This window comes from Aurantimicrobium sp. INA4, assembly GCF_027924525.1.
Classification (GTDB): Bacteria; Actinomycetota; Actinomycetes; order Actinomycetales; family Microbacteriaceae; genus Aurantimicrobium.
The window spans coordinates 408917-433491 of sequence record NZ_AP027040.1 but is presented as its reverse complement, the minus strand read 5'-3'; the positions used below and the strand labels follow the sequence as shown (position 1 = coordinate 433491).

Annotated in this window: 13 protein-coding genes; 4 read left to right on the top strand and 9 right to left on the bottom strand. The window is 53.3% G+C overall.

Going from position 1 to position 24575, the window contains the following annotated elements; all coding sequences use genetic code 11:
• Window positions 1-28 precede the first annotated feature (28 nt).
• On the top strand, window positions 29-1327 hold the full coding sequence (locus tag AINA4_RS02175; RefSeq protein ID WP_096381880.1) for a threonine/serine exporter family protein: 1299 nt from the start codon (window positions 29-31) through the stop codon (window positions 1325-1327).
• Here AINA4_RS02175 and AINA4_RS02170 read toward each other — a convergent pair whose 3' ends face one another.
• From AINA4_RS02170 to AINA4_RS02135, 8 genes are all read right to left on the bottom strand, one after another.
• A complete protein-coding gene (locus AINA4_RS02170) occupies window positions 1328-14074 on the bottom strand; it encodes a YDG domain-containing protein (RefSeq protein WP_281787317.1) in 12747 nt (4248 codons plus the stop codon).
• A gap of 192 nt (window positions 14075-14266) precedes the next feature.
• Complete coding sequence (heR, locus tag AINA4_RS02165; protein WP_096381885.1) at window positions 14267-15070, bottom strand: heliorhodopsin HeR; 804 nt, start codon at window positions 15068-15070, stop codon at window positions 14267-14269.
• A gap of 107 nt (window positions 15071-15177) precedes the next feature.
• Window positions 15178-15858: an SOS response-associated peptidase gene (locus AINA4_RS02160; RefSeq protein WP_281787316.1), complete on the bottom strand. Its 681-nt coding sequence runs from the start codon at window positions 15856-15858 to the stop codon at window positions 15178-15180.
• Between the two features lie 20 nt (window positions 15859-15878).
• On the bottom strand, window positions 15879-16439 hold the full coding sequence (locus AINA4_RS02155; protein ID WP_281787315.1) for a dihydrofolate reductase family protein: 561 nt from the start codon (window positions 16437-16439) through the stop codon (window positions 15879-15881).
• Entirely contained in the window at window positions 16432-17505 is a 1074-nt protein-coding gene (gene ychF, locus AINA4_RS02150) for a redox-regulated ATPase YchF (protein WP_281787314.1), read from the bottom strand. The genes AINA4_RS02155 and ychF overlap by 8 nt, the downstream gene beginning before the upstream one ends.
• Window positions 17506-17526: 21 nt before the next feature.
• Complete coding sequence (locus tag AINA4_RS02145; protein ID WP_281787313.1) at window positions 17527-17745, bottom strand: DUF6186 family protein; 219 nt, start codon at window positions 17743-17745, stop codon at window positions 17527-17529.
• Window positions 17742-18335, bottom strand: a complete 594-nt coding sequence (locus AINA4_RS02140; protein WP_281787312.1) for a hypothetical protein — start codon at window positions 18333-18335, stop codon at window positions 17742-17744. The genes AINA4_RS02145 and AINA4_RS02140 overlap by 4 nt, the downstream gene beginning before the upstream one ends.
• 6 nt (window positions 18336-18341) lie before the next feature.
• Window positions 18342-19838 carry a CoA-acylating methylmalonate-semialdehyde dehydrogenase gene (locus AINA4_RS02135; RefSeq protein WP_280799163.1) on the bottom strand — a complete coding sequence of 499 codons (1497 nt, stop codon included), beginning with the start codon at window positions 19836-19838 and terminating at the stop codon, window positions 18342-18344.
• A 79-nt stretch (window positions 19839-19917) separates the two neighbouring features.
• On the opposite strand from AINA4_RS02135, the gene rmuC reads away from it, so the two are divergent.
• The gene (rmuC, locus tag AINA4_RS02130) at window positions 19918-21150 is read left to right on the top strand and encodes a DNA recombination protein RmuC (RefSeq protein ID WP_281787311.1); all 1233 of its coding nucleotides are present in this window, start codon (window positions 19918-19920) and stop codon (window positions 21148-21150) included.
• Between the two features lie 15 nt (window positions 21151-21165).
• Complete coding sequence (locus tag AINA4_RS02125) at window positions 21166-22401, top strand: MFS transporter (RefSeq protein ID WP_281787310.1); 1236 nt, start codon at window positions 21166-21168, stop codon at window positions 22399-22401.
• On the opposite strand, the gene glpX is transcribed toward AINA4_RS02125, so the two are convergent.
• Entirely contained in the window at window positions 22398-23336 is a 939-nt protein-coding gene (gene glpX / locus AINA4_RS02120) for a class II fructose-bisphosphatase (RefSeq protein ID WP_281787629.1), read from the bottom strand. The genes AINA4_RS02125 and glpX overlap by 4 nt on opposite strands.
• A 211-nt stretch (window positions 23337-23547) precedes the next feature.
• On the opposite strand from glpX, the gene fbaA reads away from it, so the two are divergent.
• Window positions 23548-24573, top strand: a complete 1026-nt coding sequence (gene fbaA / locus AINA4_RS02115) for a class II fructose-bisphosphate aldolase (RefSeq protein WP_281787309.1) — start codon at window positions 23548-23550, stop codon at window positions 24571-24573.
• Window positions 24574-24575 lie beyond the last annotated feature (2 nt).

Sequence of the window (24575 nt, the reverse complement as noted above, 5' to 3'; positions counted from 1 at the left end):
TGTGCTGGTGATTTGTTAGCGTTGAGTCATGACTGAGCAAGTGGGGCAACCTTCCACCCGACCTGATGTGACAAACATGCTCACTGAAGCAGCAGCTGCGATGGTGAGCTCGACTTATCCAGCTCCCCAAGCAGAACTTGTGCTGCGTGATCTTGCTGATGCCTATAACGCTGATGCAGAAATTGCTCTACTGCCGACTTTGGTGCTCACGGAAACGAAAAAACACGGCGTTCCCCAGATTCGTGTAGTGAAGACGAGTTACCGCTTTGACCAAATGACGAAGGTGCAATCAATTCTTGCCCAAGCCCGTCATAACCATGACGATGCCCATGATGTTGCCGAGAGCCTGCGCTCCATCGCAACGATGAAGCCCATCTATCCTGCCTGGTTGCGAGTGATTGGCTATTCACTGTCAGCGCTAGGTTTTGGTGCAGCGTTCCGCCTAGACCTCCCCGCATTGGCCGCGGTAACGATTATGGGTTTGTTGGTGGGCATCATGGTGCTCAACCTCAGCAGAAGTACTCGCTTTGCAGCTTTACTGCCTCTCATGGCTACCTTTGTTGCTGGCCTCATGGTCGCTGGAATCTCAATCTTGTTGGATAAGCCAGACCCTGTTCGCATGGTCGCGATGCTCATTGTGGTGTTGCTGCCCGGAGCAACACTGACCTCGGGAATTATTGAACTAGTGAGCGGCTATATGGTCTCCGGCGCATCCCGACTGATGTATGCCCTCATGATTTTGGGCAGTATGGCCTTCGGAGGTGTTCTGGCCATTTCAGTAAGCGGCATCCCCGCCAGCCGACTCGAGGATGTCACAGTCACCCTCACCCCCGCATGGGTGGCCTGGGCAGGTGCAGCAATTTATGGCGTGGGAACTTTCCTCTACTTCTGCACACCTCTTCGACTCTGGCTTCCCAGCTTGTTTGTGATGATGTTCAGTTTTGCCATCTCTGTGCTGGCAGTTCCAAGCCTGGGTGTTCCCCTGTCTGCAGGCATCGCCACAGCTGCAGGATTGATTACCTCCTGGGCAATTAATGCTCGGTTAGGTGGTGGCCCGGGAGATTTGGCTATCTTCCTCCCCACGTTTTGGCTGATTGTCCCTGGCTCGACAGGCTTCGTTGCGCTCACGGGAGAGCTGGAAGCTTCACAAAATCTCAGCGATGTTGCCGGAACGGCCGGACTTACCTTCTTTGCTATGGCGATCGGCATGATGTTGGCCACTGCGGTCTATCCACTACTGACCAAGATCACCCCGGATGCCAAGCTCATTATGCGTAACGGGGCTGGCCTGATTCTCAATACCGTGAAAATCAAGCCTGAGAAATAATTACTCGCCTGACTTTCGTGCTCTGCGGCGCATAACCAAGACCGTCAGGGTAACCATGACTGCCAAGAACATGAGTACCGAGCTAAACAGCAGCGAATCTGATCCTGATTCGGGTTCAGGTGTCTGGCTCACCGGCGCAACAATCTTCACGCCAATTGCAACCGTGACAACTTCACCTTGAGTGGAAAGTCCGTGCAATACAACAGTATGTTGCCCCAGCTGTGATGCTGAGCTGAGTGGGAACTCGCCCTTGAATGCCCCGGTTTCATCGGCAATTCCTGAACCCAAGCGAGCTGGAGTTGAGAAAATCCAGGCTTCCAAAGGCGAGTTGGGTGTGTATCCCTGAGCTTCCACGGCCACTGTTGATCCAGGATTTAACACCAGGGATGATCCATTGGTTGTTGATTGGGTTGTATTCTCCAGGGTTACAAGAACTCCCTGCTCGGTTTGGACTGTGACTTTTTGTTCAGAAACTGAAAGCCACGCCTCTATTTCATTGCCATCTAATAGCGCCTTTGCATTGCCTGTTGCAGGAGCATCAAATTGAATTCCTGGATATGGAGCATCCCTAAATTCTGGAATAGAGGAAATAACTGGAGGAGCTTCAACTGGAGGTGTTGGGGTTACTGTTGGGCTCACTGTGCGGGCTGCAGAAACAACTGCTACAGGTGCGGCAGGCATCACTGCTGATGCCTCAGCTGCAGGCGATCCACCCATGATGTTCATGGCAGTTACAGAAACATTGAGAGTGGACCCTGGCGTCAGTCCGCGGTATTCACAGCGAGTAGCTGTTGGGGTGCTAAAGATGCAGCCTCCAGGGCTCAGAGAGTAGCCGGTAATCGGAGAACCACCATTAGAAGTGGGGACTTCCCAGGTGACGAGCGCGGTGCTCGAGGAAGTTGGCGTAATGACGACATTGCGTGGAGCGGATGCCTCAGTGGCCGGAATACCAATTGCATTAGCTCGGTTGGATCCCATATCTGTTGTGTTTGCAGAGCTTATGACAACCACTTCTACGTCATATGCAACGCCGTTTGTCAGCCCAGTGAAAGTGTGCCTGTTAGCGGTTGAAGCGAAAAGGTTAACGGTTGGAAGCGGGCTTTCTCCTCGAGGAGTAATTGTCACCTCGTAACGACTGAAGGTTCCTCCACCAAAGTTTGTCGGAGGACGCCAGGTGACGGTCAACGTGGTGTTTCCTGGAATTGCAGCCAAAGAAGCAACAGAATCTGGCGCGGTGGCGGGCGCGATTGAGGGTGAAGTATTTGAATCAGGGCCTGTACCTGCGGAGTTTGTCGCAGCAATAGCAACGGTGTAGCTTTCACCGTTTATGAGTCCTGAGATTGTGCAGGCAGGAGGTGTCAGTACAGGCACTGCCGCACAGTCACTCTTGATAATGGAAGGCCCAGAGGTCGGAGTAGCTGTGAGCACGTAGTTAGTGATGGGCGCCCCACCGCGGCTTGCAGGTGGAGTGAAGGCAACTGTAATCGAAGAATCACCTGAAGATACGGAGGTAATCTGTGGCGCGGTAGGAACTATAGCAAGAACCCTATATGTGCGTGTTACCGGGCTTGCAGGAGCATAAACGTCATTTCCTGAAGCTTGGGTGACCGTGATTGAACACGTTCCTACAGCCAACGGTGTAATCAAACCAGATGAGTTGACACTACAAATCGAACCGGTCGTGGTGTTATAGCCAAGGCTCAAACCTGAGTTCACGGTGGCTGAAGCAGAAAATGCTGAAGAGCCAAAGTTTCGATCAGATATCGCAGGGAACGTGATGGTTTGGTTCAGCATTCCAGCCACGATTGTTTGCGAGACAGAGGACGCTGGAAGGTAGTTGGTGGTTCCAGACTGACTTGCCGTAATCACACATTGTCCCCGAGCAAGGAAAGTAACTACCCCATTACTCATGGAACACACCGTCGCTAAACCGTTAGTGATGTTCAATGAAACAGAGGCACCGCCACTAGAAACCGCAACGGGTGTATAGGTCATTCCAGGCAATGCTTCTTCAGGAACATTAGAGGTGAAGTTCAGAGTCTGCGAAGCACGTGTAATTGTGATGTTTGCTGTCGTGGATTCCTCTAGGTAGGTCGCATCAGCTGCACGAGTGGCCGTGACCGCACAGGTACCCACACCCGTGGAGGTCATGACATTGTTTGTCACAGTACATGGCCCACTGGTACGAACGATGGTTAGTGCACCACTACCTGAACCACCCGAAGCAACAAGGTTGAGGTTTTGTCCATATTGAACGCTCGACGCGTTGGCAAAAGAGATTCCTGCTTGGTTTGTCTGCGTAATCGTGAGCAGAGGGGTCCCCACAATGGTGGGGAGTTGATAGTTGCCAGAGTCAGGTCCAATGACATACCCAGCGTTGACAGTTACAGTGACAGCTTTATTTACTCCCACAGACGGTGAGGACACAGTCGCGACAAGCTTGGAGTGATCTACGCTGACGTCATCGCCTGGTTCGATACCCACCAGATCCGCTGCAGTGGTGGTTGCCAGTTCCACAATTGAGCTGCCGTTATAAGGCCGCAGCCCTGGGGAAGGAGTCACGAAAAGAGTGAGTGGCTTAGGCGTCAAGGTGATAGTCACATCAGCGGACCAGGCAGAGGTTGCATAGGACGCATCCCCAGCTTTACGAGCGTGAATGACACATTCACCCGCAGAAAGCGGGATCAGAGTTGTTCCAACAACATCACATGCGCCTGAGACTTCAGTAAATGAGTAGGCGCCGGTTCCCGAGCCACCTGAAGCGGTCAATGTCAGCGTTGAACCGTATTCCACTGTTGTTGCACTTGTGATGGTAACGGTGGACTGGGTTGCTGCCGCGATTGAGATAGTTTCTGTCTGGGTCTGAGCTAAGTAGTTGGTGTCCTCTGCACGTGTTGCAACAACGACACAGCTACCTGCACTGGTGGGGGTCATGATGGATAAGGCCACCATACATGGGCCGCCGGTTGTAGCGAACGTGAGGGCACCTGTGCCACTTCCGCCTGTGGCCGAAAGTGAAATGTTCTGGCCAAAGACCGTTGTGAGTGCACTTGTGACAGTGATTGCCGCCTGTGCGGTGCGAGTGATTGTGATGACGGGTGTTCCTGAGACTGTGGGGAGCTGGTAGTTTCCAGCGTTTGCGCCAGTCAAGAAGCCTTGCGCCACGGTAACCGTGACTACTTTGTTGGTTGCCACATCAGCAGTGGAAACCTGAGCAGAGAGTTTGGAATCGTCTGTGCTCACCACATCATTGTTGATGATGCCTGTCAGGTTTGATGCGCTCGTGGGCGCAAGCGTCACTGTGCGGGACGTGTTGTATTGACGGGAACTGGGGTCAACGGTGACCGCTAACGAAAGTGGCTTAGGCGTGATGGTAACCGTGTAGTTTGAGGTCCATGCCGAAGCGTTATATCCGCTGTCTGCCTGCTTACGCGCTTGGAAGATACAGTTTCCAACTGCGGTAGTGCTCAGGGTCGTTCCGGAGATTGAACAGGGACCTGAGACCTTGGCGAACTCGAAAGCACCGGTTCCCGTTCCACCAGTGGCGGTTAATTTCAGGGTTGAACCATAGACAACAGTGGTGGCGCTAGTGATTGATACCGCCGCTTGGTTAGCGAAGGCAATCTCAACAGTTGAGGTCGCTGTCTGCGCCAGATAGTTGGCATCCTGTGCCTTGGTTGCTGTGATGACACAGGAACCAGCTGCAGAAGAAGACAGGGTCGAACCAGAAACGCTACACGGACCACTATCGACTGCGTAGCTGGTGGTACTAGTTCCAGTTCCTCCCGTGGTGGTCAACGTAAGAGTCTGTCCGTATACGAATGACGTCGCCGAAGTGAAGCTCAATGTTGCTTGGTCTGCTTTGGAGATGTTAACTGTGGGGGAACCGGCAATCACAGGAAGCTGGTAGTTCACGGCATCAACACCAGAGAGATAACCAGCAGAGACAGTGACGGTAACAGCCTTGTTTGTACCTACATCTGCTGTTGCAACTGAGGCAGAAAGGTAAGAATCGTCTACGGTGATGGAGTCGCCAGCCTCAACACCGGTGAGATCTGCCACCGAAGTTGAGGCCAGGGAGACAGAGGTACCACCGTTCCATTGACGGTTTTGCGCAGTTACTGACAGCGTCAGTGGCTTGGCAGTCATTGTGACGGTGAGATCGTTTGACCATGCGGAAGTTGTGTAGTTGGTGCTGCTGAGTTTGCGCGCGTGCACTACACAGTCACCCACACCCAATGGTGTGAGCACACCATTCTCTACAACACAGTTTCCGTTCACTTTGGCGAAATCGAAGGCGCCTGAGCCGCTACCTCCTGTTGCCGTCAGTGTGAGCGTGCTGCCGTAAACCACGGTGGTTGCGTTAGTCATTGTCACCGTCGCCTGAGACGCCTGGCTGATTTCTACATTGCCGCTGAGGGTTTGAGCTGTGTAATTCGTATCGGCGGCACGGGTTACGACAACCACACAGGTACCCACACTCGACGGAGTAACTATCGAGCTGGCAACAGAACACGGACCACTGGTTGTGGCATAGCTCAGCGCTCCCGTGCCACTTCCACCAGAGGCAGAAAGGGTGAGGTTCTGGCCAAAGATTGTTGTGAGCACAGTGGTCCATGACAGTGCAGTCTGGCTGGCTTGAGTCACCGTCAAAACTGGTGAGCCACTAACTGTGGGCAGTTGATAGTTCGCCGCATGTGTGCCGATGAGGTATCCGTTAGCAACAGTCACCGTCACTGCTTTATTCGTCGCAACATCCGCAGTAGCAATCGTGGCGCTGAGCTTGGTGTCGTCAGTGGAAACCACATCATTGTTGATGATGCCGGAAAGGTTCGCTGCACTTGTGGCAGCCAGTGACACATTACGAGTGGTGTCATAAGCGCGAGATGCGGGTGAGACGGTAACACTTAACGTCAACGGCTTTGCCGTGATGGCAATTGAGTAGTTCGCTGACCATGCTGATGCGTTATATGCACTATCTCCCAGCTTTCGGGCCTGGATAACACAGGTTCCCACTGAACTGGTGGAGAGAGTTGATCCAGATACGGAACAAGGGCCTGAAACTGGTGCAAATTCAAAAGCACCGGAACCTGTTCCTCCTGATGCTGTGAGCGCAAGCGTTGATCCATAAACCACCGTGTTGGAGTTCGTCACAGTGACGGAAGCCTGGTCAGCGGCAGCCACGGCCACGTTATAGCTCACCGATTCGGCAAGGTAGGTGGAATCTTGGGCTTTCGTCGCTGTGACAACACAAGTTCCTGACGCAGTAGGAGTCAGTGTGGTTGAAGAAACAGCACAAGGCCCACTGCTCACGGAATACGAAACAGCACCGGTTCCTGTGCCACCACTGACACTCAACGGAATATCGATGCCGTAAGTGGTTGAGTTTGCAGAGGTAAAACTCAACGACGCCTGGTTAGCGCGGGTAATGTCCACCACAGGAGAACCAGCAATAGTGGGCAGAAGGTAGTTCGCCACATCCGCACCGCTGAGGAAAGCAGCTCCGACCGTTACCGTAACTGCTTTGTTGGTGCCTACTGCCGAGTTAGCCACTGTGGCACTGAGTTGTGAATGATCAACAGTGAGCTGGTCGCCAGCTTCAATTCCAGTCAGATCTGCCACGGTGCTCGTAGCCAATGTAATGACACGTGTTCCGTCATATTGGCGTGAAACCGGTGACACCGTCAGGGTGAGTGGCTTTGCGGTCATAGAGACGGTGACATTTGTTGACCAGGCAGAAGTGAGGTAGTTGGTGCTGCTGAGCTTGCGCACCTTGAACTCACAATCCCCGACGGCCAAGGGTGTCAAGGTTGATCCCGTGACATCACAGTCACCGCTGATGTGTTGGAACTCATAGGCTCCACTTCCGTTACCGCCGGTTGCGGTGAGAGTGAGGGTCGAGCCATACACAACCGTCGTGGCACTGGTTGCGCTCACGGTTGATTGGGTTGCCTGCCCAATAGCCACGTTTCCTGTAAGGGTTTGTGCCGTGTAGTTCGTATCTGCTGCACGAGTTACAACTACTACACAGGTTCCCACGCTTGTGGGGGTCACGATCGAGCTAGAAACAGTACATGGACCGCTTGTTTTGGCATAGCTCAATGCGCCGGTACCGCTTCCGCCAGTTGCGGAGAGTGTGATGTCTTGACCATAGACCGTCGACAGGGCACTAACCCACGACAGGGCTCCCTGGTTTGCCTGGGTAATGGTCAGAACTGGGGTTCCCGTGACTGAACTGACGGAATAGTTTGCTGCGTGGGTTCCAGTGAGATAACCAGAAGCAACTGTTACCGTGACGGCCTTGTTGGTTCCCACATCTGCAGAAGAAACTGTGGCTGTGAGCTTGGTGTCATCGGTAGTGACGGTGTCGCCATTGATAATGCCAGTGAGGTTGGACGCTGAGGTTGCAGCGAGCGCAACATTTCGTGTGGTGTCATACGCGCGCGAGCTGGGCGAAACTGAAACCGAGAGACTAATCGGCTTAGGTGTGATGGTAATGGTGAAGTTCGCCGACCAAGCCGAAGTGTCATATGCCCCATCTGTGAGCTTTCGAGCGTGAATGACACAGTCCCCTACAGCTGTGGTTGACAGGGTGTCTCCTGAAATAGAACAGGGGCCGCTGATGCGCTCAAATTCTGCAGCACCCGTTCCGTTACCTCCTGAGATGGTGAGGGTGAGGGTCTGGCCGTAGACAACAGTGTTGGAGTTGCTCACAGAAACGGTTGATTGTGTGGCTGTGCCAACTGACACCGTGTAATCAACTGTTTCAACGAGGTAGGTGGAGTCTTGGGCCTTGGTTGCGCGGATCACACAGTCCCCCGCATTCGCGGCTGACAATGAAGCTGTTGACACGGTACAACTTCCGCTGACGACGCTGTACGAAATTGCACCAGTTCCGCTTCCCCCGATAGCTGCCAGGGTCAGGGTTTGACCATAAACCATCGTGGTTGCACTTGTGAACGAAAGTGCCGACTGGTTAGCGCGGGTTATATTGACGGTGGGAGAACCGGCGATTGTCGGCAGCTGATAGTTTCCAGCATCAGTGCCGCCAAGATAACCTGCAGCGACAGTCACAGTCACTGCTTTGTTATCACCCACAGCTGCAGTTGCTACTGATGCAGAAAGCTTGCTGTGGTCCACGGTGACACTGTCACCAGCTTCAATACCGGTGAGGCTTGCAGCGGTTGTGGTTCCCAGCGATACAGCGGTTTCGCCATTCCACTGACGATTGACGGGAGAGACGGTGAGAGTGATTGGCTTCGCCGTGACGGAGACAGTGACATTGCTCGACCATGCCGAATCCAGATAGTTGGTGCTAGCGAGACGACGAGCTTTAACCTCACAGTCCCCAACGCTGCCCGCCGTCAAAACGTCGCCGGACAAAGTACAGTCACCTGTGACAACTGCGTAGTCAAAAGCCCCGGTTCCACTTCCACCAGTTGCCGTGAGCGTTAGGGTGCTCCCATAAACGACTGTTGTAGCGCTGGTCACCGAAACTGTCGCTTGGGCTGCCTGAGTAATGGAAACGTTTCCGGTCAATGTCTGCGCTGTGTAATTGGTGTCTGCTGCGCGGGTAACAACAACCACACAGGTTCCGACACTGGTTGGCGTCACGATTGAACTTGAGACTGTACAGGGTCCACTAGTGGTGGCGTAGCTCAGAGCTCCTGTTCCTGAACCGCCCGAGGCGGAAAGTGTCAGCGTGCTGCCATAAACCGTGGTGAGTGCGCTGGTCCATGACAACGAGGCCTGAGAAGTCTGTGTAATGGTGAGTACAGGAGTACCTGAGACCGAACTTACCGAGTAATTGGCTGCATTAGTTCCAGTCAAGAACCCAGCGTTGACAGTAACCGTGACAGCCTTATTCGTTCCAACATCTGCAGTGGTTACTGCAGCGCTGAGCTTGGTGTCGTCAGTAGTGACGACGTCATTGTTGATAATTCCAGTCAGATTGGACGAAGATGTTGCCGCCAATCCCACAGCAGTAGAGGTGTTGTAGGGCCTTGATGAGGGATCAACCGTCACAGACAGAGTCAATGGTTTTGGAGTGACACTGATGTTGACATTCGCTGACCAAGCAGAAACGTTGTAGTTCGTGTCGCCCAGGTGACGGCCACGAACCACGCAGGTTCCAGCCGCGGTTGTGCTCAAAGTCGCAGCAGAAACGGAACAAGGGCCGCTGACAACCTCATACTCGTAACCCATGACGCTTTCGCCACCGCTCGCTGACAGTGTGAGCGTGTTTCCATAGACAACTGTGGTGGCACTGGTCATGGTCACCGTGGTTTGATCTGCCTTCACAATATTTATCGTGGGTGAACCAGAAATAGTGGGGAGCTGGTAGTTTCCCGCATCAGCACCGGTTAGATAGCCCAAGGCAACGGTGACGGTTACTGCCTTGTTATCCCCCACAATGGCTGATGCCACCGTGGCAGAAAGCTTGCTGTTATCGACATTTACCACGTCATTATTGATGATGCCGGTGAGATCAGCTGCAGTGGTGTCTGCGAGGGTCACAGTTCTAGTGGTGTCAAATGCACGTGACGAGGGATTTACAGTCACTGCGAGGGTAAGAGGCTTGGGCGTCACAGTCACTGTCTGGCTCGCGGACCATTCAGAAATGCTGTAGTTGGTGTCTGCTGCGCGGCGGGCCTTGACCACACAATCGCCTACCGAGGAAGCAGTTAAGCTGTCGCCGGTTACAGAACAGTTTCCAGAAACAACAGCGTATTCAAGAGCACCAGTGCCTGTGCCACCTGTAGCGGTCAACGTGAGTGAGCTGCCATAGACAAAGGTAGTTGCGCTACTCATGGTCACAGCGGATTGAGTTGCTTGGGTAATTGTCAGCACCGGAGAGTTTGAGACCGTGGGCTCTTGATAGTTAGCTGCGTGAGTTCCACCTAAGAAGCCACTGGAGATAACTGTGGTGACGGGCTTGTTGACGCCAACGGAAGCGTCGGGAACTGTGGCACTGATCTTGGAATTATCCAAAGTGATGGAGTCGTTGCCAACAAGACCCGTTACGTGCGCAGAAGACAATGTCGCGAGGATAACCGTACGTGATCCGTTGTAATCACGGGAGGATGGAAAAGGAGTGACCACAATAGTCAACGGCTTGGGAGTAATGCTGATGGTGACATCCGCACTCCACGCGGAGACGTTGTAACCGGAGTCTCCGGCTTTCCGAGCTTTGACAACACAGTCTCCAACAGCAGAGGGCGTCATCGTGGTTCCGGAAACGCTACAGTTTCCTGAAACCTTGGCAAACTCATAGGCACCAGTTCCGCTACCACCCTGGGCACCAAGCGTGAGGTTAGTACCGTATTCAACCGTGGTTGCACTGGTCATCGATACGACAGCTTGGTCGGCATAGGCAATTGAAACAGAGTAGCTTGCTGTTTGGGCGGTGTAGTTGGTGTCAGCTGCACGAGTAGCGACAACAACACAGGTTCCCGCACTGACCGGGGTCAGAATAGATGACGCAATTTGGCAAGCACCGCTTGAGGTTGCAAATGTGAGCGCGCCTGTGCCGCTACCACCCGAGGCAGCCAGGGTGATGTTTTGACCAAAAATTGTTGTAAGTGCACTCGAGAATGTGATGGAGGATTGTGTCGCCTGTGTAATTGTCAAAACTGGCGAACCAGAAATTGTAGGAAGTTGGTAATTTCCTGCCTTGGTTCCAGTGAGGTACCCACTTGCCACAGCAACAGTGACCGCTTTATTTGTGCCCACATCTGCGGTCGCAACGGTGGCAGAAAGTTTGGTGTGATCTACCGAGACATCGTCGCCGTTGATAATTCCTGTGAGGTTAGACGCGGTAGTTGTTCCGAGGGTCACATCCCTGGTGGTGTTATAGGCGCGAGAAGAGGGTGACACCGTCACAGAAAGCGTCAAGGGCTTGGGTGTAATCGTGGTGGTGAAATTTGCTGAAGTGGCCGACTGATTGTAGTTTGCATCTCCGGCTTTGTAAGCGTTGTAAACGCAATCTCCCGCGGCACTAGTGCTCAGTGTTGTGCCAGAAATAGTGCAAGGTCCAGAAACTTTCGTGAAGACGTATCCAGACGCACTTCCAGAACCTCCAGAGGCTGTCAGCGACAAAGTGGAACCGTACACAACGGTTGAGTTGCTAGTGACGGTGACTGTTGCCTGGGAGGCCTTAGCAACAGAGATAGTCAGACTCTGCGACGCGGGGAGGTAAACCGCAGTTCCTGTTTGCGTGGCTGTAATGACACAGTTACCGGCTTCAACAATTCGAACAGTAGAGCCTGCGACAGTACATTTCGCAGTATCTGTAGATGCGTAAACGATGGGAAGCGATCCAGCAGTTGTCGTTGCAGATACAGAAAAATCTGCATCCCCAAAGGTTTTCGCAGGTACAGAACTAAAAGTCACAGTTTGCGAGAGACGGCCAACAGTAATCGTTTGGGTTGCCGTGGCGGAAAGGTAATTTGAGGTTCCAGCCTGTGTCGCTGTGATGACACAGTCACCAGATTCCTGGAATGTGACAACTCCCCCAGAAATTGAACAGACATTACCGTTGGACGAGCTGACCGAAAGGGTAACCGTCTGTCCAATAGAACTTGTCGCGGTCGGAGTATACGTTCCGTTAGGCAACGGAGTTGATGGCGCAGAAGAGGTGAAGGCAACCGTTTGTGTGCCCTTGACTACCTCAATGGTGAACGAGCGAGTAGCTGAACCATACGTGGAGCCGGTTGCTGTGACTGTATAACTCGTTGCTCCTTGAACAGTTGTCGGTGTGCCTTGAATTACTCCAGTACTGGGTGAAAGCGTCAATCCAGCCGGAAGTGAGGGGCTGACACTGTAGCTCACAGAACTTCCGATTCCGGAGCTTGTCAAAGTAGTAGAAAAGTTTGATCCCACGGCTGGCGTGTATGCCGATGCGGAAGAGGTCACACTTGCTGTGGGGTTAGTCACGAGCGTTGCACTGATGTCTGGGCTGAAGGCTCCCGCAATTCTCGTGCAGTCAGCAGCAGAAGGGACTGAGTTGACTGGATTACCGTTGGAGTCCCTGTTAAACCACAATTCTCGAACGAACGTTTCAGGCGTGGTGCCTGAATTAGTGCGGCTGAAATTAGCTGAACCTATCCATGTTCCAGACCCGACTAGGGGCGTTCTTGTTGCGTCTGTTCGATCGGAGTAACACCCGAAGAAAGATTGTTGTACTGATGCACTCCCGTTGACAAGGTATTGCGTGGTTGTGCCCGTCGTGACGGTACTTGGGCTAAAGGAAATACTGCTCAATGTTGAGGCAGTGACTCGCAGTGTTGCTGCGTTGGAAGCAGTTTCGGAATAGTTTCCGCCCGCATCGTAGTTTCTCACCAAAGCCCTGTATTGATAGCCATTTTGGGTGGTCGTAACAGAACTCACTGTGTAGGTATTGCTCGTGCCTGTATTCAGCGTGCCAACATTCGACCAGCTTGAACCAGAGTCAGTGGAAACCTGCCACTGGATTCTGACTGTTCCACCGCCGGGATCAGTTGAAGAGACACTAAAGGTTGGCGATGTTCCTGTCGCGGCGAAGACATTGCTTGGGCTCGTGATTGTTGAGACGCTTGTTGGAGCATTCTTGTAGCGAACCTTAACAACACCATCGGCACCCTTGGCACCGTTTCGGGAGTAGCCCTGGATTCCAGTTTCTGGGTCAGTAATGAGTGAGATGTCACCGTGTGATGCACCTGCACCACCACCACCACCAGAGTTTGCGGTAGCTACACGAGACAAAAACTTAGCTGTCGTGCCTACGTATCCACCAGAACCGTTACCGCCGCCATTGACACCGGCACCACCACGACGTGATGTATCGATGGCAGCGTAGGCACCGTTGAGGCAAGCACCACCTCCACCACCACCGGCGTAACTACCAGGAAAACTTGTTATCCCATTTATTCCCCCCGTACCTGCAATACCGGCTGCACCTGAGGTGTTACCGCAAGTCGAGCCAAATGCGATTCCGGCACCACCCGAGCCACCAACACTCGAGGTGGCAGTTCCCAGTGTGAGTCCGAGAGAGTTTGTTACGGCAGGAGCTGAACCACCAGCAGTCCATCCTGCAGCGGAATCAGGTCCCGACCACTGACCGGCACCTCCGCCATACGCCGTAATTGAAAAGGTAGATGTTGAATTAACAAACGTGGTTGCCGAACCTGCAAAGTTGTTACTGGTGAAATAGCTTGAGGGAATCGAAGAGTTTGAGGTGTGAATTTGTGGACGACCACCAATACCAACTGTGATGTTGAATGACGGCGACACCAAAGAACCCAGATTCACAGAGTTGAAGTAATAGGCGCCACCACCACCACCGCTTCCGGCGTCAGCTCCACCACCACCACCTGCACCCACAGCCAGGACATCAAAGGCAACCACACCATTGGGAACCGTCCAGGTACATTCAGAGGTGTTGGTAAACGTCAGTGTGGTGAAACCGCCTGAGTTACTGCTGGATGGCACGCACGCAGCCGCAGCAGAAGCAGGCTGCGGTGTTGCGATAAATACGAGAAAACCTGCCAGCAACCCAAAAATGCTGAGGGTTGAACAGGTTGCCCAAAGCTTTCGAAGGAAATTAGCTGATCCAGGAATGAAAACAGATTTACCGAGAGAAAGTTGAGGTTTTTTCCAGACTCTGCCAACAAACTTTCGACTGGACTCCCAACATTTGGTTGCGACTGACAGCACCGTGGCATAGATGTGCACGATGCGCCGTTGCAGATGAATCTTCAGATACTTCATAGGAGACGATGTAACACTCGTTACCACTTAAAAGTACCTTGTTTTAGACCTCAGGTCTAACTCGAAAGTAGTGTGAAAGTTTGCTGTGAACAGGATTTTGGCTACCAAAGATCCGTGTTATGACTCAGAAGTCTCTCAACCAGAAATGCTGGGAAAATTATCGAGTCGTTGACGGTCCAGAGGGGCCCTGAATTAGCTCACAAAGAGTGGAACAAGAGCGCCGGAGAAAACCTGCCAGGCAAGCACACTCTTGGCTACCAGGCTGAGCGTGATGTATGCACGCTCACCGCGCAGGTAGCTCTTCCAGCCACCAATTTGGCGATACTGCAGCACCTGGTTGATCGCGAAGGTGTTGAAGAAGATGAACAGTGAAATGACGATGCCATAAACAAAGCCGGGAACCTCTGCAGCGCTGGTTGAACCTGGCTGCAGAGTGTAAATCGCGATGATAATCCAGGGAACAATACCGGTCATGGAACCGAAGATGAACGGCAGGAACTTCTTATTTCCAGGCTTTTCATACTTCTCCTGCAAAGCACCAAAGAAGATCATGGAGGCGTTGACGGCGAAGATGGCAAACAGTGCTGCGAAATCTGTCGCGCCATTGAGTTGAGCAATAAGCCAGATCATCACAGAGGAACTCAAGGAATACTCGGTCCACCGGAAGTAGTTGTGGTTGAGCTTGAGCCCGTTGGCATAGCGAGTGAAGACCCCAGGTAGTGAAATAAGGAAGTGGAAGAAAGCAGACATAAACAAGAACGCCACAACTCCCAGACCCAGGTTGACTTCAAACAGGGTCACCCGCTCGGTGGGGAGATCGACACCGGGAGGACCTGTCATATAGTCCACGGTGACCGGGAACATCACTTGAGAACTGAGCTTGGTGAGAATGAAGAGGAATGCAAGACCTTGCAGCAGGTGTATTGCTCCAGCAACGATGTTGTACACCCGGAGGCGTTTAATTTGTTCGTCTTCACTGCGAATTTTGCGAGCCACTGTGCACCGTCCTGTGTTGGCTGGGGAAAAACCCAGTTAGGTGTCAGTCTGGTCGCTTGAGCCTACTAATGCAATAAATGGGGCTGAAGTTTCAGTGAATACTTCAGTTAGCGAGGCTCAATAAGTTCAGGCCCATTGCCGCGCAAAGGGTTGACCGCATACTCTCGCAAGCAAGCCGCAACAGGGATAGCTGCCGCCACAGCGGCATCAACCAATTCTTGAGTTCCCACCGTTGAAGGGTTCAGCCACTCATCCCAGTACTGCTCAGGTAGTGGCACAGGATTGCGATCGTGAATCGCTGCCAGCTCCGGCACGGTCGGCATAGTCAAGATGGTGGCGGTAAGCATCCACGGATCACTTTCGGCTGCTCTCCACCACGAATACAACCCTGCAAAAGCAATCAGGTGGTCTGAGTGAATGTAATGCGGAACTTTCACACCGTCTTCGACAACCCACTCGAAATAACCAGAGGCCGGAACAAGGCAGCGCTTGGATTTGACCGCATCACGCCAAGATGCTTTGGACGCCGCATCTTCACTGCGAGCGTTGAATGTGGAGAACTTGGGTGGTTCCCCCTTTACCCATGAAGGAATAAGGGACCAGCGGGCGCTTTCTAAGCGCCGAAGCTGAGCACCTGTTTGCGCATCAATGGTGTCGACCACAATAGGAACCTGATTGGTCGGCCGAATATTCCAACTCGGACCAGGCAGGTTCTCACCTATGACTTCCACATGAAAGACGTCCTCAAGCACTTCAGTGGGTTCCGCGAGCGCGTAACCTCCACACATGCTGTGCTCCTTAGGGTTACTTAGGACGTGAGAGAAACGTCACACTTTACGTGAATAAAGTTTCCACTCGGAAGTGTTTCACGAATATCTACCCGAACAAAGTCACTGAGATCACCAAAAAGCTTGACCCCGCTGCCGAGCACTACGGGAGCGTAGGTGATTTCCAGACGGTCAATCAGATTCGCCGCAAGAAATTGCGAAGCCAGTTGACCACCGCCAACCAGCCAGATGTTTTCATCACCAGCCCGGGTGGTGATCTCGTCTACAAGCTCAGAAGGTGACCCATGAACGAATGCAATGTCTGCCATCTCTGGTACAGGAAGCGCCCGCGAGCTGAACACAACAGTTTTCATCTCACCAAAGAACTGTGACCATTTTTCTGGGTGGCTCAGGATGTTTTCATTCTCGAGTAACCACTCATAGGTTCGCGAACCCATGACTTGAACACCCACGGTTGAGATAAAGCTGGAGGTAATGTCCTCGGGAGCTCCCTCAATAGAGGTGAGCCACTCTAGTGATCCGTCAGAGTCAGCGATGTAGCCATCAAGAGTTGAGGCGACAAAGTAGACAATGTTAGACATTGAAGCGGAATTCGACCACGTCGCCATCTTGCATAACGTAGTCCTTACCTTCCATGCGGGCCTTGCCTTTGGCGCGAGCTTCCGCAACAGAACCGGTCTCAACGAGGTCCTCAAAGGAGATGATTTCAGCTTTGATGAAACCCTTTTCAAAGTCAGTGTGGATCACACCGGCTGCTTGGGGAGCTTTCCAGCCCTTACCAATGGTCCACGCACGAGCTTCTTTAGGACCCGCGGTGAGATAGGTCTGCAGACCGAGGGTGTCAAAGCCAATACGAGCGAGTTGATCCAAGCCGGACTCTTCCTGACCTGTGGAGGCTAGCAATTCAGCAGCATCTTCTGGAGAAAGATCAATAAGTTCAGATTCAAGTTTGGCATCCAAGAACACTGCCTTCGCAGGAGTAACCAGAGCAGCCAATTCAGCGCGCTTCGCTTCATCGGTCAACACAGACTCATCCACGTTGAATACGAAGATCACCGGCTTCGCAGTCATGAGACCAAGATCCTTGATGGGGGCAAGATCGATGCCAGAAACAGAGAGAAGCTTGCCTTCGTTAAGCACCTTTTGCGCTTCAACGGCCGCCTCAAGGGCTGCAGGTTCTGCCTTCTTCGCTTTGACTTCCTTCTCGAGGCGCGTGATTGCCTTTTCCAAGGTTTCTAGGTCAGCAAGAATGAGCTCGGTATTGATGGTCTCCAGGTCACTTGCGGGAGAAATCTTGCCATCAACGTGAACAACGTCGTGGTCAGAGAATCCGCGAACTACCTGGGCAATGGCGTCTGCCTCACGAATGTTGGCCAGGAACTTGTTTCCCAGACCTTCACCCTCGGAGGCCCCCTTCACAATGCCGGCGATGTCAACAAAGGACACCGCAGCTGGCAACAGCTGCTGGCTGCCAAAGATTTCAGCCAGCTTGTTCAAGCGCGCATCAGGGAGGTTGACCACACCAATGTTGGGTTCAATTGTTGCGAAGGGATAGTTCGCCGCGAGAACCTGGTTTTTGGTCAGTGCATTAAAGAGGGTGGACTTGCCTACGTTGGGCAGTCCGACGATTCCGATAGTTAGAGCCACAAGGGTTAAGCGTACCGGGCACTAGAGAGTCAACTGGACAGTTTCAGCAAAGGCAAAGTGCCAACCAAACCACCACCATGCCGCAATGACGGCAACTCTGGTAGTTCGTGACTTCATGACGTGATCGAGCATGTCCCCCAGTGGGGCAATGACATGAGGTTTTCTCTGAGCATAAATCTCAACGGCAATTGCTGTGAGGACTATCACGAGATAACCGAACGCAACGAGATTCCACATCATGGCTTCCTCCACAACTGGAGGAGACCTAAGCCGGCAGCAAGCCACAATCCAACAAAAACAATCCGGCCCCAGATGTTTTCTACGAACGGGTCAAGAAGCACAGAGATTGTCGGAAACATGTCGATCCCATCTGGGACGGTCACGCTCAACACAAAGGCGGTTGCCTCCCAGACGCACAATGCCACTGCCGCCATCGACCAAAACCACATTGAACGCAGCAGCGAGGTGTGGGAGCGCTCAGGGCGTTCAGGGGTTGGCGCCCAGGCAACGATAAGAACAGTGACTCCAATGGCCACCAAAGCAACCAAATCGATCCAGCTGTGCCGAGGGGCAAGAACTAGGACGAGTCCCAAAACTCCAGTGATAGCCAAGATAACTATCTTGGGAGCCACCACGGGTTGTTTCAACAAAATGATGCGGCCGCCAGTAAGCCGATCAATAATCAGCATTGCCACTAAGGCAAAGAACAACGCCCCATCAACATATGCCCCCCGCCAGGTTTGGAAACCAGCCATGATGGCCAACACACAAATCCATAAAACAGCGCTCAGCGACCACCGAGGTCGTGAAACTTCGGTGGTCGCTGGCATGAATGCTTAGTTCTGCGGGAAGCCCAGGTTGATGCCTCCATGGCTGGGGTCGAGCCAGCGGCTGGTGATGGCCTTGCCACGGGTGAAGAAGTGAACCCCTTCAGCGCCGTGTGCCTTGGTGTCACCGAACAGTGAGTTCTTCCAACCACCGAAGGAGTAGTAAGCCACAGGCACAGGAATCGGCACGTTGATGCCGATCATGCCGACCTCTATCTCGTTCTGGAAGCGACGAGCTGCACCACCATCGTTGGTGAAGATCGCGGTTCCGTTACCGAACGCACCGTTGTTGATGAGCTCAACACCCTCGTCGTAGCTCTTCACGCGAACGATGGAGAGCACAGGGCCGAAGATTTCCTCGGTGTAGACCTTGGAGGTGGTGGGAACGTTGTCGATGAGGGTGGGGCCGAGCCAGAATCCGCCGGCAGCGCCGTCAAATTCTTGTTCGCGGCCGTCGACAACAACTGTCGCACCATCTGCTTTGGCAATATCGATGTAAGAAGCAACCTTGTCACGGTGAACCTCAGTAACCAAAGGTCCCATGTCACAGTTACGACGACCATCACCGGTAGTGAGCTTGCCCATGCGCTCCACAATCTTCTCAATCAGTGGGTCGGCAACTGGTTCAACAGCCACAACAACCGAGATTGCCATGCAACGCTCACCGGCAGAACCGAATCCAGCGTTGATGGCTGAGTCGGCTACGAGGTCGAGATCTGCATCGGGGAGAACAAGCATGTGGTTCTTGGCGCCACCGAGAGCTTGAACTCGCTTACCGTTCTTGGCGCCGGTTTCGTAGACATACTTCGCAATAGGTGTGGATCCCACGAAAGAGATGGCCTGAACATCGGGGTGCTCGAGAAGTCCGTCGACGGATTCCTTGTCACCGTTGAGAACGTTGAAGACACCGTCAGGAAGACCAGCTTCCTTGAGAAGTTTGGCGAGCCAGATGGCTGCAGAAGGGTCTTTTTCTGAAGGCTTCAAGACAACAGTGTTACCTGCGGCAATAGCAACAGGGAAGAACCACATGGGAACCATAGCGGGGAAGTTGAAAGGAGAGATCACTCCTACAACTCCAAGTGGCTGACGAGTTGAGTAAACATCAACGCCCGTGGAGGCGTTTTCGGAGTATTCACCCTTGAGCATCTGGTTGATGCCGCAGGCAAACTCGACCACTTCCTGGCCACGAGTGATTTCACCCATGGCGTCCGAAAGAACCTTGCCATGCTCGCTGGTGATGATTTCTGCGAGTTCACCCTTGCGCTCGTTGAGCAGCTCACGGAACTTGAAAATAACCTGTTGACGTTTGGCGAGAGAGGAGTCACGCCATTCGGGAAAAGCAGCTTTTGCGGAAGCAATTGCTGCATTGATTTCCGCCTGATTTGCTAACGCAACCTCTTTGGTGATTTCACCAAGAGCTGGGTCATAAACAGGAGCGGTACGACCGGACGTGGAGGGGCACTCTGCCCCATCAATCCAGTGAGAAACAACGGGGAGTTGCGACATAAATATCAGTTCCTTCTGTGCGTACCTACTCTAGCCGTGGCGACCGGGAAATGTCAGTACCTGCTGACACACTAAATACATGGACTTCACTCTCTTTCTGGTTCTGGGATTAATTGCAGGGCTCATCGCTGGTATTGCCATCGGTTGGGCTTTGCGATCACGCAAATCACTACCGAGTGATTCTGGAGATTTGGCCGTCCGTGCTGCAACTGCCGAAGCCCGCCTTGCCGGTAAAGACGAGCAAATCCAGACTCTAGAGCGCATGCTTTCTGAACTGCGTGAGGCGAACGACCGCAGGCAAGCAGATGATGCTGCCCGCGCTCAGGAGGAACATAAAGTTCTTGAAGCTCTCGCCCCCGTGAAAGAGACCTTGCAGGCGATGCAAACCAAGGTCAACGATCTGGAAAATCAACGCCAGGAACAATATGGCCAAATTGCTCAGCAACTCAGCCAATCTCGTCAGTTCGGTGAAGAGCTTCGGGCGACAACGCAATCACTTGCTTCAGCCTTGAGCTCTAACAGCGTCAGAGGCACCTGGGGTGAAGCACAGCTTCGCCGCCTCGTTGAGGTTGCCGGCCTGACTGCCCACGTGGACTTTGATACTCAAACGACCATGACAACGGATGGTGGAACCATCCGCCCAGATATGGTCATTAATCTTCCTGGCGGCAAGACCATCGTGATTGATGCAAAAGTACCTTTCAATTCGTACTTGGAAGCGAGCCAGATACCTGTCACCGCAACTGGTGAGGAAGCAGCCCGCCGTGAAAGCCTCATGAAAGCGCACGTCAAGGCTGTTCGCTCCCACGTTGATGCCCTGAGCTCCAAGAGCTACTGGAGTGGATTCGATTTCAGTCCAGAGTTTGTTCTCGCGTTCATTCCTAGTGAGTCTCTGCTGGCCTCAGCATTGGAGGCAGACCCCACATTGCTGGATTACGCCTTTGGTAAGCGCGTAGCTCTCGCCTCCCCCGTCAACCTCTGGGCAGTACTCAAAACTGTTTCCTACACCTGGCAGCAGCAGGTTGTCACCGATGAAGCAAAGAAACTCTTTGACCTCGGTATTGAGCTCTACAGCAGACTCAGCACCATGACTAAGCACACTGAAGATCTGCGTAAGGCAATCGAGAACACGGTCAAGCACTACAACGGCTTTATTTCCTCACTCGAAACTCGCGTGCTTTCAACAGCTCGCAAATTCCCGGGCATCGATCCCACCAAGATCTTGCCCGAAGGTATCGAGGTTCATGAAGCTCCCAAACCTCTTACTGCAGGCGAGCTCGTGGACACTGATGACAAGCCTGAAGCGAGCTAGTGCCATGATGGGAACGTGAGTTCCCCAGCTTCTAACGCGCCCCGCGCTTTGCTCGCCGGGCGCGTTTTAGCGTTTGCGGGCATTGTTCTCGTTGCGTTCAGTATGCGTGCAGCTGTGGCAGGGCTCTCTCCGCTCATTCCTGAAATCAGCGCTACCTATGAGCTCAACACTGCAGCTATTGCCTTGCTCGGAGCCATTGCGCCTCTGAGCTTTGCCGCTGGAGGTATCTTCACTCCCCGAATTGAAAAGCGCATCGGTATTGAGCGCACACTCATCCTGGCGCTTGTCTTGATGATTGCAGGACACATTCTTCGCGCATTCTCTGTAAACTGGCAGACCTTGGCTTTTGGAGCCCTCACTGCTCTGGTTGGTATGGGCTTTGCCAACGTCGCCATGCCACCCGCAGTGAGGAAGTATTTCCCAGATCGCGTCAGCACTATGACGGCCATCTATATGTCGGTCATGTCTATTAGCGCCTTCTTACCTGCACTGATTGCAGTTCCGGTTGCACACGTTGTGACATGGCGAGGATCTCTATTGCAATGGGCAATCTTTGCCATCCTTGCCCTGATTCCATGGGTTGTGGAATACCGCTCACACCGCAAAGACTCCAGCTTTGATGCTCCCGAAGCCGCTCCCCTTGTGCGCAGAGTCCACCCGTGGCATTCCCCCACAGCGTGGTCTGTGGGCATCGTCTTGGCCGTGTCTTCCATTACCGGTTATGCCATGTATGCCTGGATGCCCGTGATCTTGATTGATATTGCCGGTGTGACCCCGGCACAAAGCGGGGCGCTGCTTGCCCTCTTTGCTGGAATTGGTTTACCCCTAGCATTTGTTGTTCCAGGGCTAGCGAAGCGCATGGGGAAACATGCTCACTGGCTTGTCACAATCTCCAGTGTGTTTTATCTCGTGGGATATCTCGGCCTACTTTTTGCACCCGATCATCTGATTTGGTTGTGGGTCGCCATCGTCGGAACAGGATGTCTTGAGTTTCCACTGGCTCTGACCCTGGTGAATCTGCGAACAGAAAACGTCAGAAGTTCTATGGCACTGAGCGGATTCGCTCAGATTGTTGCCTATCTCAGCGCAGCCCTGGCTCCGCCACTCATGGGAATTCTGTATGGTTCAACCAGTAGCTGGACAGTTGTACTAATTACTCTGTTGGTTGTCTCTGTTGCACTGAACGTGCCGGCCGCAGTGATTCTGCGTCGCAACCGAACGGTTGACGTAGAACTTCACTCGAAGGTTTAGACCTCGAGCCAGCGATCTGCGCGGTAGTCCGTCTGCACGCGACGGATGGTGCCAGACTTGCCTCGCAAAATGATGCTGTCTGTGCGGATAATCGGCCCCTTACGGCGAACACCTTCAACCAGACCACCATCGGTTACGCCGGTAGCAACAAAGAAGGTGTTGTCACTGGTGACCAAGCTGTCTTGGTCATAGACATGATCAAACTTGAGGCCAGCATCAATACCGCGCTGCATCTCTTCGTCATCCTTGGGAGCCAGCATGGTTTGAATCTGGCCACCGAGCGCCTTGATGGCGCAGGCGGTGACCACACCTTCGGGGCTTCCACCGATACCGACACACATATCAATGCGTGACTCGTAGCGGGCTGCGTTGATACCACCAGCAACATCACCGTCCAGCAGCAAGCGTGTTCCGGCCCCAGCATCGCGGATTTCCTGAATAAGACCCTCGTGACGTGGGCGGTCAAGAATGGCGACGCGAATGTCGCCAACTGGCTTACCCATCGCTTTGGCCAGCGCACGAATGTTTTCACCAATGGGCTTACGAATATCAACAACGCCAACGCCTGCTTCACCGGTGACGATTTTGTTCATATAAAAAACGGAGGAGGCATCCAGCATGGTGCCACGGTCAGAGACGGCGATGACGGAGACTGCGTTCTGGCGGCCCGCAGCCGTCAGGCTGGTGCCGTCGATGGGGTCTACGGCAATATCGCAGGCAGGACCTCGTCCGGTTCCCACCTTCTCACCGTTAAACAGCATGGGGGCTTCATCTTTTTCACCCTCACCAATGACGACAACGCCCTCAAAGTTCACCGTGGAGAGAAAAGCACGCATGGCGTCGACTGCTGCTTTGTCAGCAGCATTCTTGTCGCCATGGCCGATAAATGGCACTGCGCGAATCGCGGCGGCTTCGGTGGCGCGCACCAATTCCATACCTAGGTTGCGGTCGGGGTGGAGGTTCAAAATGCCTGTATTCGTTGACGTCACGATTTCAGCCTAGGCGTCGACGCGCGTCACCTTCTATTCGACGAGCGCGCAGCAATACATTTGGATGCGAAATACCAATAAATGAGGGGCCTCACATCCCGATTAGACTAGAGAGGCGCTTTCCCACGTATATTCGCGCCAGAATCAAGGAGATGACATGCCCGTCGCAACCCCGGAACAGTATGCAGAGATGCTCGACAAAGCAAAAGCCAAAGGCTTTGCTTACCCTGCATTCAACGTCTCGAGCTCTCAGACACTGAACGCTGTTCTTCAGGGCCTCACCGAGGCAGGTTCCGACGGAATCATCCAGGTCACCACTGGTGGTGCTGACTACTTCGCAGGCCACACCGTTAAGGCACGTGCAACCGGTGCACTTGCTTTCGCGAAGTTTGCTCACGAAGTAGCAAAGAGCTACCCCATCACCGTGGCACTACACACCGACCACTGCCCCAAGAACGCTCTCGATGACTTTGTTCTCCCCTTGATCAACGCTTCTGAAGAAGAAGTTCGCGCAGGACGCAACCCCATCTTCCAGTCCCACATGTGGGATGGCTCGGCAGTGCCCCTGACCGAAAACCTCGACATCGCCGAGATGATGCTGGCAAAGACCAAGAACATCCACGCCATCCTCGAGGTTGAGATCGGTGTTGTTGGTGGAGAAGAAGACGGTGTCTCCCACGACATCAACGACAGCCTCTACACCACCGTGGAAGACGGCATCAAGACTGTTGAAGCTCTTGGTCTAGGAGAGAATGGTCGCTACATGGCCGCCATGACCTTCGGAAACGTTCACGGTGTCTACAAGCCCGGTAACGTCAAGCTCCGTCCAGAACTGCTCAAGGACATCCAGGAAGGTGTAGCTACCAAGTTCGGCACCGGCCCCAAGCCTTTCGACCTCGTATTCCACGGTGGATCTGGTTCAACGGATGAAGAGATTGCTGAAGCCGTAGCCAACGGTGTAGTCAAGATGAACATCGACACTGACACACAGTACGCCTTTACCCGTTCTGTTGCAGACACCATGTTCCGCAACTACGACGGTGTGCTCAAGGTTGACGGTGAAGTAGGAAACAAGAAGATCTACGACCCCCGCGCCTGGGGAAAGATCGCGGAGACTGCCATGGCAGCACGCGTCGTCCACTCAACCGAGCAGCTTGGTTCTGCCGGCCACTCCGGAAAGTAATT

Excerpts from the sequence above, each read along its gene's own strand:
- AINA4_RS02175 (WP_096381880.1), top strand. The coding sequence starts at position 29 with ATGACTGAGCAAGTGGGGCAACCTTCCACCCGACCTGATGTGACAAAC.
- AINA4_RS02170 (WP_281787317.1), bottom strand. The coding sequence starts at position 14,074 with ATGAAGTATCTGAAGATTCATCTGCAACGGCGCATCGTGCACATCTAT.
- AINA4_RS02160 (WP_281787316.1), bottom strand. The coding sequence starts at position 15,858 with ATGTGTGGAGGTTACGCGCTCGCGGAACCCACTGAAGTGCTTGAGGAC.
- AINA4_RS02155 (WP_281787315.1), bottom strand. The coding sequence starts at position 16,439 with ATGTCTAACATTGTCTACTTTGTCGCCTCAACTCTTGATGGCTACATC.
- AINA4_RS02145 (WP_281787313.1), bottom strand. The coding sequence starts at position 17,745 with ATGATGTGGAATCTCGTTGCGTTCGGTTATCTCGTGATAGTCCTCACA.
- AINA4_RS02140 (WP_281787312.1), bottom strand. The coding sequence starts at position 18,335 with ATGCCAGCGACCACCGAAGTTTCACGACCTCGGTGGTCGCTGAGCGCT.
- AINA4_RS02135 (WP_280799163.1), bottom strand. The coding sequence starts at position 19,838 with ATGTCGCAACTCCCCGTTGTTTCTCACTGGATTGATGGGGCAGAGTGC.
- rmuC (WP_281787311.1), top strand. The coding sequence starts at position 19,918 with ATGGACTTCACTCTCTTTCTGGTTCTGGGATTAATTGCAGGGCTCATC.
- glpX (WP_281787629.1), bottom strand. The coding sequence starts at position 23,336 with ATGGAATTGGTGCGCGCCACCGAAGCCGCCGCGATTCGCGCAGTGCCA.
- fbaA (WP_281787309.1), top strand. The coding sequence starts at position 23,548 with ATGCCCGTCGCAACCCCGGAACAGTATGCAGAGATGCTCGACAAAGCA.